Here is a 12,626-nt window from a genome sequence, read left to right as displayed (position 1 = left end):
TCATCGGCGAGTGGGCAAGACAAAGATGCGTGCATCAGGTACGTGCCCCGCTCGGTTCGATGATTGCGCTGGGGAGCGCATGTCATGACAACACCAGAGAACTCGATCAGCGCTCTCGAAGTGGCCGAATCACCTGATGTCACCGTCACCGACGACGCATCGGTGAAACGGGCAGTCAAAGCGACCATGCTCGGAAATGCCATGGAGTGGTTCGATTTCGGCGTCTACGCCTATCTCGCCACCACTATCGGCAAAGTATTCTTCCCAGAGGCCAGTGGCAGTGCGCAATTGCTGTCGACCTTCGCGATCTTCGCTGCTGCCTTCATCGTCCGGCCATTGGGTGGCCTGTTCTTCGGGCCTCTGGGTGACCGCATCGGCCGCAAGAAAGTCCTGGCCACCACCATAATTCTGATGGCCGGCAGCACCTTTGCCATCGGTCTCGTACCGAGTTACGAGTCCATCGGCATGGCGGCGCCGATACTGCTCGTGCTCCTTCGCCTACTGCAGGGGTTTTCAACTGGCGGCGAATACGGCGGTGCCAGTACGTTTGTCGCCGAATACGCCCCGGACAAGCGTCGCGGCTTCTTCTCCAGCTTCCTGGAATTCGGCACCCTGGCCGGTTATGTTGCAGCAGCCGGCATCGTGACGATCATCCAGACAGTGGTCAGCCCGGAAGAGCTCCTCCAATGGGGCTGGCGCATACCGTTTCTCCTTGCCGGACCCCTTGGCCTGATCGGCCTCTACCTGCGCCTTCGACTGGAAGAGACACCCGCGTTCCAGCAGATGGAGCAGGCCGAAGAACGTTCTCTCGCCGACGAATCCACGGGGAAGAAACTGCGCGAAACGCTGGTCGAGAACTGGCGACCACTTGTTCTGTGCATCGTGCTCGTCGCGACCTACAACATCGCTCACTACGGCCTGCTCAGCTACATGCCGACCTATCTGACAAATACCCTCGGCTACGACGAATCCCACGGACTGGTTCTCATGATCGTGGTGATGCTCGTCATGATGGTCGGCATCAGCTACGTCGGCAAATTATCCGATCGGGTGGGACGTAAGCCGTTGTTGCTCAGCGGTTTCATCGGATTCTTCGTATTGTCGCTGCCTGCGTACCTGCTGATCGGAGTGGGCAACTACGTCACCGTTTTCCTTGGACTCGCCATTCTCGGCGGACTGCTTCTCCTGTTTGTCGGAGTGTTCCCCTCGGTCCTTCCCGCACTGTTCCCGACCGGAATCCGATACGGCGGCTTGGCAATCGGATACAACCTTGCCGTGTCGATCTTCGGCGGCACCACTCCCCTGGTCTTGACGGCACTCGAGAGTTCGACCGGTAGCAATCTTGTCGCGCCGATGTACATGATGATCGCCGCAGTCATCGGCGGCATCGCGGTGCTGATGATTCCGGAAACAGCGCGCAAGCCACTCGAAGGCTCACCACCGGCGGTGTCCACCGACGAAGAGGCCAGGCGGATCATCCGCAGGGTTCGACGGAAGAAAACTGCTGCCGCCGATAACCTGGAGGTATGAGCAAGCCCCGCATTGTTGTCGTCGGCAGCATCAACATGGACCTGACCACCTCGGTCCCCCGATTTCCTGCCCCCGGCGAAACCCTGCTCGGCACTGCCTTTGCCACTACGCCAGGTGGCAAAGGCAGTAATCAAGCGATCGCGGCAGCAAAGGCAGGCGGTGACGTCACGTTCATCGGCGCAGTCGGCGACGACGGTTTTGCTACCCAATTGCGCAGCACTCTCGCCGACGCCGGGGTGGATACCTCACTGCTGCGTAGCGTGAACGGTGCCAGTGGAGTTGCCGCAATTACCGTCGACGCTGACGCCGAAAACAGCATCATCGTGGTTGCCGGCGCAAATGCTTCCGTCACCGAGTTGACCGAACACGACCTCGGTGCCATCGCTGGCGCGGATATCCTGCTGTGCCAGCTCGAAATTCCCCTTGCCACTGTTACCGCCGCGGCACGACACGCCCGGCGAAACGGCACCGTCGTCATCCTCAATCCCTCACCGGTGCAGGACCTTCCGGAAGAGCTGATCGGCTCGGTGGACATCCTGATCGTGAATCACACCGAATCGACCCAGCTCGGCTCGGTCACCGATCGAGTTCCGTACCTCGTCACAACACTGGGCGCGGGCGGTGCCGATCTGCGCGAGCGCGACACGACCGTTCACGCGGATTCCCCGACGGTGACGCCCGTAGACACCACCGGTGCGGGTGACGCCTTCACCGGTGCCTTCGCGGTGGAATGGGTACTCGACAGCGATCGCGCCCTGCACTTTGCCGCCGTCGCAGGCGCCCTCGCAACTACTGTGAACGGCGCAGCGGTGTCATCGCCGACCCGATCCTCCATCGAGCGTCACTTACCGAAACGAGGCTGAAAGATGACCGACTACGAAGTTTCCGTGAAGTCCGTGCCCACTGTCCGGGTGGCGGAGTTGACCGGCACCGCCGAAGCCATGGACCCGTCGTCGATCGGCCCGGTTGTCCAAGGACTCTACGACCAGCTCAGCGCCGTATTAGGACGCGCCGGTCTGGTTCCGACCGGCCCTGCGATCGCGTACTACGAAGATGCCGATGACGGGGCGAAGACCGTCGTCCACGCCGCTTTGCCAGTAGAAACGGACCTCAGTGACGAATATGACTTCACCGTGACCGATCTGCCTGCCGAACCCCAGATGGCGACGCTCCTGCACACCGGGTCGATGGACAACTGCCTACCCGCCTACCAGGCACTTGGCCACTGGATCAAGCAGGGCGGATACCGCGCGGCCGGGCCCAGCCGCGAGGTGACCTTGGCGTTCACGGGTGACGTCGACGGCTGGGTAACCGAACTTCAGCAGCCGATCGAGAAGGTCTGAAACGCCCACCTGTCGGTGCCGTCCTGCACCATGGAAGCCATGACCGCCACCACTGCACCCGTACTGCGCGATGAAGCCGAGCGTCTGCTCCGTGAACTCGCCGGGCCAGACGCCCGCCTGCGCGAGGACCAGTGGACGGCTATCGAGGCTCTGGTGGTGCAGCGCAAGCGCGCGCTGGTGGTGCAGCGCACCGGCTGGGGTAAGTCCGCGGTCTACTTCATCTCCGCGAAGTTGCTACGTGCGTCCGGTCACGGCCCGACTGTCATCGTCTCGCCACTGTTGGCCCTGATGCGCAACCAGGTTGCCTCGGCCGAGCGAGCGGGTGTTCGAGCCGCCACCATCAACTCCGGCAACGTCACCGAGTGGGACGACATCCACGCGCGGGTGGCGGCCAACGATCTCGACGTTCTACTGGTCAGCCCCGAGCGTCTCAACAACCCCGACTTCCGCGATCAGGTGCTGCCGTCATTGGCAGCTGATGCGGGCCTCGTTGTGGTGGACGAGGCGCACTGTGTGTCCGACTGGGGTCACGACTTCCGTCCGGACTACCGGCGCATCCGCACCTTGATCGCCGAACTCGGCGACGGCATTCCCGTCCTCGCGACAACGGCTACGGCCAATGACCGGGTAGTGGCCGATGTCTCGGCACAACTGGGTGTGGGCGGCGAGGAAACACTGATCCTGCGCGGCGGACTCGAGCGAGAATCGCTGCACCTGTCCGTCGTGCACATTCCCGAGGCAACAGCGCGCGCAGCCTGGCTTGCGCAGATGCTCGACACCTTGCCGGGTTCCGGCATCATCTACACCCTCACCGTCTCAGCTGCCCGAGATCTGGCAAGTCTGCTGTCCGAGCGTGGGCATACCGTCGCCGCCTACACCGGACAGACCGACCCCACCGAGCGCGAATCCCTGGAACAGGACTTGCTGGGCAACCGCGTCAAAGCTCTGGTTGCAACGTCTGCACTCGGAATGGGTTTCGACAAGCCGGATCTCGGTTTCGTGATCCATCTCGGCGCTCCGTCGTCGCCGATCTCGTACTACCAGCAGGTCGGCCGCGCCGGTCGTTCGACCGATCGCGCCGACGTCATCCTGCTTCCCGGCGCCGAAGACAAGCAGATCTGGAGCTACTTCGCGTCAGTTGCCTTCCCTCGCGAACACCTGGTACGCAGTGTGATCGAGCACCTGGACACCGAAAAGGCAACATCGACACCGGCATTGGAACCCCTTGTCGAACTGAATCGCACGCGCCTGGAGATGGTGCTCAAAGTGCTTGACGTCGACGGAGCCGTCAAACGTGTCAAGGGCGGCTGGATCAGCACCGGCGAACCGTGGGTCTACGACGCCGAACGCTACGGCCGTCTCGACGAAGCTCGCCTGAGCGAGCAGGCCGCCATGGTCGAGTACCAGAGCATCACCACCTGTCGAATGACTTTTCTCCGTGAACAACTCGACGATCCCGGACTCACGCCGGACAACTCGCAGTGTGGACGCTGCGACAACTGCACCGGTCAGCGGTACGACACTTCCGTCGACAGCGCAGCGCTCGACGAGACTCGGGCGCGCCTGCAGCGGCCCGGTTTCGACCTCGAACCTCGCAAGATGTGGCCGACCGGGCTGAGCAAGCTCGGAGTCAACTTGTCGGGAAAGATCAAGGACGGGCCCGAATCCGGACGCATCCTCGGACGCCTGTCGGACCTGGGCTGGGGCCAGCGCCTGCGCGCGTTGCTGGACGGCCCCGACGCCGAAGTGCCGGACGCCGTGGTCAGCGCCTGCATCAGCGTGCTGGCGGCCTGGGATTGGGCCGAGCGACCCACCGGTGTGATGGCGCTCGAATCCCACACTCACCCACTGCTTGTCAGCAGCCTCGCAGCAAAGTTGGCTCAGGTGGGTCGACTCACAGATCTGGGTGTGCTGTCGCTACGCCCAGAACACCCGCCCGTCTCAGCGGCAAACTCCGCCTACCGCGTAGCCGGATTGGTTGACGCCTGGGATGTCCCGGATATGAGTGCCCACAGCGGGCCAGTGCTCCTGGTCGACGCCACGGCCGACACCGGTTGGACTTTCACGATGGCAGCCCGCGCATTGCGTCAAGCGGGCGCACATTCGGTACTCCCACTGGCGCTCGCGAGCCCCAAATAGTCGCTCGGACAACACCAAAAGTTACACAATGTGAGGACCGTCACATACATGGCCTCACCTGGGCCGTACCCGCTTCCACACGGCCCTAAACGGACATCTGCATGACTTCTGTGTCGATGCTTGTTACGTTCAGATGACCGATGAAGCCAGTTGATACGAGAGCTATCCCGACCACCGCGCCGGACGCGGTGTTGTTACGAAGCCCACAGATCGATGACGGAGTCCGGCTCTGGCAGATCGCACGTGATTCACGAGTGCTCGACCTCAATTCGAGTTATGCATACCTGTTGTGGTGCAGGGATTTCAGTGCAACGTCCATCGTTGCGGAAGTAGACGGACGTGTGGTCGGATTTGTTTCCGGCTACACCCGCCCCAGCGAGCAGGAAACCCTGTTCGTGTGGCAGGTGGCTGTCGACGAAGACCAGCGCGGCAAGGCGATTGCCGGCCGCATGCTCGGCGCATTGATGGATCGCACTGCACCACTCGGCGTTACAACTATGGAGACGACGATCAGCCCCGACAACGAGGCTTCGATCGCACTCTTCACTGCGCTTGCCCGACGGCGCGATGTGCCGATCAGTAGGCAGAGCCTGTTCTCGCCCAACAACTTTCCCGATGGACACGAAGCCGAAGATCTGTACCGAATCGGCAACTAGCGCGTTTCCGCGTTGGTATACAACCTGCCCCGGAGGAACAAAGAAGATATGAATACCGTCGAAGCAAGCATTTTCGAAACCCTCGAATCCGAGGTTCGCAGCTATTGCCGTGATTGGCCCGCAGTATTTACCAGCGCATCCGGATCCTGGATTCGTGACGAGAACGGCCGCGACTACCTGGATTTCTTCGCTGGGGCCGGCGCACTCAACTACGGCCACAACAACCCGGTCATGAAATCCGCACTCGTTGACTACATTCTCAGCGACGGAATTACCCACGGACTTGATATGTCCACCGTTGCCAAACGCGACTTCCTCGAGACTTTCCAGCGCAACATCTTGGAACCCCGCGGCCTGGACTACAAAGTCCAGTTCCCCGGCCCGACCGGCACCAATGCCGTCGAATCCGCGCTGAAACTGGCTCGTAAGGTGACCGGCCGCGAAGCAGTCATCAACTTCACCAACGCTTTCCACGGCATGACTCTTGGTGCGTTGTCCGTCACCGGCAACTCGATGAAGCGCGCCGGCGCGGGCATACCACTCGTGCACTCGACACCGATGCCGTTCGACAACTACTTCGACGGCGTCACCGAGGACTTCCAGTGGTTCTCCCGCGTCCTCGACGATTCGGGTAGCGGAATCAACCGTCCCGCCGCAGTCATCGTCGAGACGGTCCAGGGCGAGGGTGGCGTGAATGTCGCTCGCCCCGAGTGGCTTCGGGCGCTCGCAACTCTGTGCTCCGATCGCGAAATCCTCCTGATCGTCGACGATGTCCAAATGGGTTGTGGCCGTACAGGTCCGTTCTTCTCCTTCGAAGAGGCCGGCATCGTTCCGGATATCGTCACACTCTCGAAGTCGATCGGCGGCTACGGCATGCCGATGGCACTCACCCTGTTCAAACGCGAACTCGACGTGTGGGGCCCGGGCGAGCACAACGGAACGTTCCGCGGCAACAACCCGGCATTCGTGACGTCGAAGGTTGCACTCGATCATTACTGGTCGGACGACGCACTCACCAAGAGCACTCTGAAGAAGGGCGCGCGTATCAGCGAGTGCTTCGCCAATCTCGCCGATCAGTTCCCCGGTGAGGTCTCGACCCGCGGCCGGGGCCTGGTTCAGGGCCTCGTCTTCGAGCAGCCCGAGCGGGCCGGCAAGGTCTGCCAACTGGCATTCGACGAGGGATTGCTGGCGGAAACCTCCGGCCCGTCCGACCAGGTAGTGAAATTGCTTCCCGCGCTGACGATTACCGACGACGAGATCGAACACGGCCTCTCCATTCTGGCCGAAGCGACCGTCAAGGTATGCAGCTAGAGAAAGGAACTCCCCCATGATCGTGCGCACCACCACCGAGATCACCGACACCGATCGTGACATCACCAGCGAGGACGGCAACTGGCGCAGCAAGCGCATCGTCCTGGGTGGCGACCGCGTCGGATTCTCGTTCCACGAGACCACCATCAAGGCAGGATCGGTCAACACCTTCCACTACGCCAACCACGTCGAGGCCGTCTGGCTCGTCGAAGGCACCGGAAAGCTGATCGACCTCGACAACAACACCGAGTACGACCTCGCTCCCGGATCGATGTACCTGCTCAACGGGCACGAGCGTCACCGCGTCGAACCTGACACGGAAATGCGGATGCTGTGTGTGTTCAATCCGCCGGTCACCGGGCGTGAGGTACATGACGAGAACGGAATCTACCCACTCGTCGAGGTGCCCGCGTAGCGTCAAACCATGACGACTGACACCTCACCACGTGTAGCGATCGGCCCGTCCCCCGATGCACTGCTCGACAGTGCTGTGCTTCGGGGTGGCGGTTTGATCAGTCCGCTCGAGTCGGCCGACGCCCTGATCTGGGCCGGATCACCGGATTCGTTTCCGAGGGATTTGCCGCCGTCGATCCGGTGGGTGCAGCTCCCCTCGGCCGGGATCGAGGACTGGTTCGAGGCCGGGGTGATTCCGAAGGACACCTACATCACGTGGACGTCTGCTGCGGGCGCGTTCTCGTCGTCGGTGGCAGAGCACGCCCTGATGTTGCTGCTGGCCGGAGTCAAACATCTGCCGGCCCACATCGAGGCAAAGACGTGGCGTCAGTTCGAGTTCTTCTCGAAGGTCGGCACACTGCGGGGTTCCACCGTGGCCATTATCGGCGCCGGTGGGATCGGCCGTGCGTTGATCCCGATGCTGGCCGCACAGGGGGCGGACAGCATCGCAGTCAATCGCAGCGGCAGCCCCGTGCCCGGCGCCGTGTCGACCTACCCGGCAATGCGTATGAACGAAATCTTTTCTCGCGCAGATCACTTCGTGATCGCGGCCCCGGCAACGCCCGAAACCCGCCATCTCATCGGAGCGACGCAACTCGCCGCGATGAAGCCACACTCCTGGGTGATCAACGTCGCCCGCGGTTCCCTCGTGGACACCGATGCGCTGGTGGACGCGATCGCGACGGAACGGATCGGCGGCGCCGGACTCGACGTCACCGATCCCGAACCGCTACCCGACGGCCACCCGCTGTGGGATCTGACCAACGCCATCATCACTCCCCACGATTCCAATCCCCCCGGAGTGCGGCCGGCCGCGTTCGCCGATCATGTGTCCAAGAACGTGACGCGGTTTGCGAACGGAGAGACCCTCGCAGCACTGGTCGATCCAATCGCGGGCTACTGATCCTCAGGCTTCGTCAAGTCCGGCCAGGGCTACCGGCAACGGGCCATGATGTAGGACGCCGAGGCGTTGGGTGGCACGGGTGAGGGCTACATACAGTTCGGCTGCACCTCGGGAACCCTCGGCCAGGATCCGTTCCGGTTCCACCACCAGAACGGCGTCGAACTCCAAACCCTTCGTCTCCGACGCCGGCACCGTGCCCGGCACACCGTGTGGACCGATGACAATGCTTGTGCCCTCGCGACCGGCTTCATCGCGTACGAATTCCGCTATGGCGGAGCCGAGTTCAACGGGGTCGACTCGCTTCGACCACGGGGCTACGCCACACGACCTGACCGACTCCGGCGGCAAGACCGACGGCGCAAACTCCGCGAGCAGGGCCGCAGCGACGCTCATGATCTCGGCGGGAGTGCGGTAGTTCACCGACAGTGATCGGTAGACCCAACGGCCAGGCACGTACGGTTCCATCATCGCGCTCCACGTGATCGCGCCGGCGGCCGACCGTCGTTGAGCAAGATCGCCCACCACGGTGAAGGATCGGTCGGGGCAGCGACGCATCAACACCCGCCAGTCCATTTCGGATAGTTCCTGGGCCTCGTCGACCACAACGTGGCGGTACGTCCAATCCCGGTCAGCGGCAGCACGTTCGGCGAGGTCGCGGGTATCGAGCTCGACAAAGCGATCGGCCAGATCCTCGGCGTACAGCATGTCCTGAGCCAGCAGATGATCCTCGTCGTCCATGAGGTCCTCACGGCTGATCATCATGTCCAGCACGCCGGCGGCGTAGGCGGCTTCCTCCTTGCGTTCGTGCTCGGCGCCCTGATCGACGGGTTTGTCCCGGCCCAACATGTCGACCAATTCGTCGAGCAACGGCACATCCGAAACCGTCCACGCGTCACCCTGCGCGCGCAGCAGCACGTCGTCGCCGCCCGCCGCCTGCAGTCGCGCGGTAGACGTATACAGCTCTGCAAGAAGCGTTTCCGGCGTCAGGATCGGCCACAGTTCGTCAAGCGCGGCGATGAACCCGGCATGTTCCGTGAGCTCCTCGATCAGGTCCTCCCGCAGTTGTTCCCACGCGTCGCGATCCGACCGGCTCAGCCAGCCCCGGCCGATCCGGGATATCGCGCGCTCGGTGAGCGCCCACGTGAGTACCTCGGTGAACACCGCCCGGGCGTCGTTGTGCGCGTGACCACTGGCGCGTGCCTCTTCTCTGGCCCACTGCGCAGTCTCGGCGTCGATCCGCACCGTAGCGTCCGCGAGTTCGATCACCACCGGTTCCGTGGGCAGTTGTTGCCGGTCGGCAACAGCAGCCGCGAGCACGTCCAGGAACTTCAGGGAACCCTTGATTCGGGCAGCCTCCGGAAGGTCCTCAGCCGTGACACTGCGACCGGGCACCAGATCACCCGTCGTCATGAACACCACGTCGGATTCGCCCAGCGACGGTAGTACCCGGCCGATGTGGGTGAGGAATGCCGGGTTGGGCCCGACCACCAGTACGCCGTGGCGTTCCATCCGCGCCCGCTGGGTGTACAGGAGATACGCGACGCGGTGCAGCGCCACCACGGTCTTCCCGGTTCCCGGTCCACCCTCGATCACCAGTACCCCGGGGTGATCGAGCCGGACGATGTCGTCCTGCTCCGCCTGGATCGTTGCCACGATGTCGCGCATTCCGTTGCCGCGCGGTGCGTTGACCGCCGCGAGCAGGGCAGCGTCGCCCCGCTCGGTACCACCCGGCCGGCCGAGCACCTCGTCGGTGAAATCGACCACACGACGTCCGCGCGTGTGGAACTGGCGGCGTCGACGCATGTTTTCCGGGTGAGCAGCGGTGGCGACGTAGAACGGACGTGATGCCGGCGCCCGCCAATCGAGCAGCACAGGTTCGTACTCGTTGTCCGCGTCCAGAAGGCCGATGCGACCGATGTAACTGTGCTCACCATCGAGACTGTCCAGCCGTCCGAAACACAGCCCGTTGTCTGCCACATCGAGCCGCTTTGCCTCGGTGGCAAGGGCGCGCACCTCGTCGTCGCGTTGCAAGAGGTTTCCGCCGTCTCCCCGCAATGCTGTGGTGTACCTCCCCTTCACTCGCGCACGCTCGGCATCGAGCCGCGCGTAAAGCCCCTCCACGTAAGCCTGCTCGGCGCTCAATTCGTCTTCGTACCCCTGGGTTGGCACGTGCCCCTCCACTTCCATGGCTCTTCCGATCCCTCAGTCACCTGGGATCGGAAGAGCCATTCTGCGGCACTGCCCCGGCCTTGCCGCAAGCCCCCCAGTCGGCTATATATTGAAAGTGGAAGCGCGCGCCTACTGACGCTGACGGCCTATCCTGGAATGGTGCCAACCAGTGACAGTCGCCTCGACGCCCTTACCGAGCTCCTGTCTGGGCGCCGACTCGCAATTTTGACCGGCGCGGGCATCTCCACCGACTCCGGAATCCCCGACTACCGCGGGCCCGATTCCCCGCCGCGCAATCCGATGACTTTCCAGCAGTTCATCGGCGATTCCGCGTTCCGGCGCCACTACTGGGCGCGCAACCACATCGGCTGGCGGTACATGGACAGCTCCCGGCCAAACCAGGGCCACCGGGCGGCGGCGACGCTCGAGCGCAGTGGCCGTGCCGTCGGAGTCATCACCCAGAACGTCGACCTCCTGCACACCAAGGCCGGAGCCCGCAATGTCATCGACCTACACGGCACGTACGCACAGGTTCGCTGCTTGAACTGTCAGCGTTTGATCTCGCGGACAACACTGGCCGAACAACTCGAGGAAGCCAACCCAGGATTCGCCGAAACTGTTGCTGCGGCAAAGGGAGTCGAGATAGCACCGGACGCAGATGCGGTCATCGAGTCGACCGCGCATTTCCGCGTTGTCGACTGCGGCGCGTGCGGCGGAATTCTCAAGCCCGACATCGTGTACTTCGGTGAGTCCGTCCCCAAGGAACGAGTTGCCCGCGCGTACAACCTGGTCGACGAAGCCGACGCCGTACTGGTTGCCGGTTCGTCATTGACAGTCATGTCGGGACTACGGTTCGTCCGCTACGCCGCGAAAGCGGGAAAGCCCGTTGCGATAGTCAATCGAGGACTCACCCGCGGTGACGAATTCGCCGCCCTCAAACTCGACATCGGTTGCACCGAAGCACTTTCCGCTCTCGCGGCGAGCGAAAGCTACAGCGCTACCAAGTCATCGGCGTGAACAACCGGACGCTGCATATCCGCCGGCAGATCCGCGGTGGAGCGTCCGAGGATTTCCTCGATCTCCGACGCATCGAACGCGACAACACCACGGGCAACGGGCTTCTCCCCCGGGCCCATCAACGACACCACGTCGCCGGCATGGAAATCACCTGAGACACCGACGATTCCGGCAGACAGCAAGCTACGACGCTTTGTGACGACCGCCCGAACTGCGCCTTCATCGAGATGCACGTCGCCCTGTGTATCTGCGGCATGACGCACCCAGAACCGGCGGGCCGAGAGCCTGGTGGGCCGCGCGGCAAACGCGGTTCCCACATCGGCACCGCTCAAGGCTGCAGCCGCGTCGGACGCAGCCGCAAGCAGAACGGGCACACCGGAATCGGCGGCCAAACGGGCAGCTGAGAGCTTGGACGCCATGCCGCCCGTACCCAGCGCGCCACCCGAACCGGCCACGACGCCGTCAAGATCCTCGGGGCTGTTGACCTCGGGAATCAGTGTGGCACTACCCTTCCGGGGATCACCGTCGTACAGACCGTCGACATCCGACAGGAGAATCAGCGCGTCTGCTCCGACGAGGTGAGCCACCAATGCGGCCAGTCGATCGTTGTCACCAAAACGGAGTTCTGTTGTTGCGACAGTGTCGTTTTCGTTGACGATCGCCACCGCGTGCAATGCCCGAAGTCGATCGAGGGTGCGCTGAGCGTTGCGGTGTTGTGTCCGCCGAGCGATGTCGTCAGCGGTGAGCAGAACCTGCCCCACGGTTCGCCCGTAGCGCGCAAAGGACGTACCCCAGGCATGAGCCAGCGCCAATTGTCCGACGCTGGCTGCCGCCTGCTTTGTTGCGAGGTCGCGAGGTCGTTTGGTGAGCCCCAGTGGAGCCAATCCGGCACCCACGGCACCGGAGGACACCACAACGACGTCCGAACCCGCACGCATGCGAGCTTCGATGGCGTCGGCCAGCAGATCCAGCCGATGGGTATCGAGGCCCGCAACCAAACTGGTCAGTGCGGACGACCCGATCTTCACGACAATACTGTGAGCCGACGCAATCGACTCCCTGGTGGAACCGAGCACAGTCCCGTTCCCTCGCTTCTGGTTTCGC

Annotated in this window: 11 protein-coding genes; 9 read left to right on the top strand and 2 right to left on the bottom strand. The window is 63.1% G+C overall.

Annotated features, from left to right (window positions below):
• The first annotated feature begins 84 nt into the window (after window positions 1–84).
• The 8 genes from R4P64_RS13500 to R4P64_RS13465 all read left to right on the top strand — a co-directional run bounded on the left by R4P64_RS13500 (window position 85) and on the right by R4P64_RS13465 (window position 8,336).
• Window positions 85–1,530 (top strand): MFS transporter, encoded by a 1,446-nt coding sequence (locus R4P64_RS13500; RefSeq protein WP_317821225.1) that lies wholly within the window; start codon window positions 85–87, stop codon window positions 1,528–1,530.
• Window positions 1,527–2,393, top strand: a complete 867-nt coding sequence (locus R4P64_RS13495) for a ribokinase (RefSeq protein WP_317821223.1) — start codon at window positions 1,527–1,529, stop codon at window positions 2,391–2,393. Before R4P64_RS13500 ends, R4P64_RS13495 begins: the two co-directional genes overlap by 4 nt.
• Before the next feature lie 3 nt (window positions 2,394–2,396).
• The gene (locus R4P64_RS13490; protein WP_317821221.1) at window positions 2,397–2,873 is read left to right on the top strand and encodes a GyrI-like domain-containing protein; all 477 of its coding nucleotides are present in this window, start codon (window positions 2,397–2,399) and stop codon (window positions 2,871–2,873) included.
• Between the two features lie 39 nt (window positions 2,874–2,912).
• Window positions 2,913–5,012, top strand: coding sequence for a RecQ family ATP-dependent DNA helicase (locus R4P64_RS13485; protein WP_045067889.1), 2,100 nt, complete (start codon window positions 2,913–2,915; stop codon window positions 5,010–5,012).
• A gap of 140 nt (window positions 5,013–5,152) precedes the next feature.
• A complete protein-coding gene (gene ectA / locus R4P64_RS13480; protein ID WP_033232901.1) occupies window positions 5,153–5,668 on the top strand; it encodes a diaminobutyrate acetyltransferase in 516 nt (171 codons plus the stop codon).
• Window positions 5,669–5,716: 48 nt separating this feature from the next.
• Complete coding sequence (gene ectB / locus R4P64_RS13475) at window positions 5,717–6,979, top strand: diaminobutyrate--2-oxoglutarate transaminase (protein ID WP_033232899.1); 1,263 nt, start codon at window positions 5,717–5,719, stop codon at window positions 6,977–6,979.
• 16 nt (window positions 6,980–6,995) lie between these two features.
• Window positions 6,996–7,394, top strand: a complete 399-nt coding sequence (locus tag R4P64_RS13470) for an ectoine synthase (RefSeq protein WP_033232898.1) — start codon at window positions 6,996–6,998, stop codon at window positions 7,392–7,394.
• A gap of 9 nt (window positions 7,395–7,403) precedes the next feature.
• Window positions 7,404–8,336, top strand: coding sequence for a D-isomer specific 2-hydroxyacid dehydrogenase family protein (locus R4P64_RS13465; RefSeq protein WP_033232897.1), 933 nt, complete (start codon window positions 7,404–7,406; stop codon window positions 8,334–8,336).
• 3 nt (window positions 8,337–8,339) lie between these two features.
• Here the strand turns inward: R4P64_RS13465 and helR are convergent, their stop codons facing one another.
• Window positions 8,340–10,505, bottom strand: coding sequence for an RNA polymerase recycling motor ATPase HelR (helR, locus tag R4P64_RS13460; RefSeq protein ID WP_317821216.1), 2,166 nt, complete (start codon window positions 10,503–10,505; stop codon window positions 8,340–8,342).
• Between the two features lie 156 nt (window positions 10,506–10,661).
• Between helR and R4P64_RS13455 the strand changes: the two genes are divergently transcribed.
• Entirely contained in the window at window positions 10,662–11,522 is an 861-nt protein-coding gene (locus tag R4P64_RS13455; protein ID WP_394855608.1) for an NAD-dependent protein deacetylase, read from the top strand.
• On the opposite strand, the gene proB is transcribed toward R4P64_RS13455, so the two are convergent.
• Entirely contained in the window at window positions 11,495–12,598 is a 1,104-nt protein-coding gene (gene proB / locus R4P64_RS13450; protein ID WP_033232894.1) for a glutamate 5-kinase, read from the bottom strand. The genes R4P64_RS13455 and proB overlap by 28 nt on opposite strands.
• Window positions 12,599–12,626 lie beyond the last annotated feature (28 nt).

This window comes from Rhodococcus sp. IEGM 1366 (genome assembly GCF_033142425.1).
Classification (GTDB): Bacteria; Actinomycetota; Actinomycetes; order Mycobacteriales; family Mycobacteriaceae; genus Rhodococcus_F; species Rhodococcus_F globerula.
This window is presented reverse-complemented; position numbering and strand designations above follow the sequence as displayed.

What these genes read in the sequence shown, in the direction of transcription:
- ectA (WP_033232901.1), top strand. Translation starts at nt 5,153, where the DNA reads ATGAAGCCAGTTGATACGAGAGCTATCCCGACCACCGCGCCGGACGCG.
- R4P64_RS13495 (WP_317821223.1), top strand. Translation starts at nt 1,527, where the DNA reads ATGAGCAAGCCCCGCATTGTTGTCGTCGGCAGCATCAACATGGACCTG.
- R4P64_RS13500 (WP_317821225.1), top strand. Translation starts at nt 85, where the DNA reads ATGACAACACCAGAGAACTCGATCAGCGCTCTCGAAGTGGCCGAATCA.
- R4P64_RS13470 (WP_033232898.1), top strand. Translation starts at nt 6,996, where the DNA reads ATGATCGTGCGCACCACCACCGAGATCACCGACACCGATCGTGACATC.
- R4P64_RS13455 (WP_394855608.1), top strand. Translation starts at nt 10,662, where the DNA reads ATGGTGCCAACCAGTGACAGTCGCCTCGACGCCCTTACCGAGCTCCTG.
- R4P64_RS13465 (WP_033232897.1), top strand. Translation starts at nt 7,404, where the DNA reads ATGACGACTGACACCTCACCACGTGTAGCGATCGGCCCGTCCCCCGAT.
- ectB (WP_033232899.1), top strand. Translation starts at nt 5,717, where the DNA reads ATGAATACCGTCGAAGCAAGCATTTTCGAAACCCTCGAATCCGAGGTT.
- R4P64_RS13485 (WP_045067889.1), top strand. Translation starts at nt 2,913, where the DNA reads ATGACCGCCACCACTGCACCCGTACTGCGCGATGAAGCCGAGCGTCTG.
- R4P64_RS13490 (WP_317821221.1), top strand. Translation starts at nt 2,397, where the DNA reads ATGACCGACTACGAAGTTTCCGTGAAGTCCGTGCCCACTGTCCGGGTG.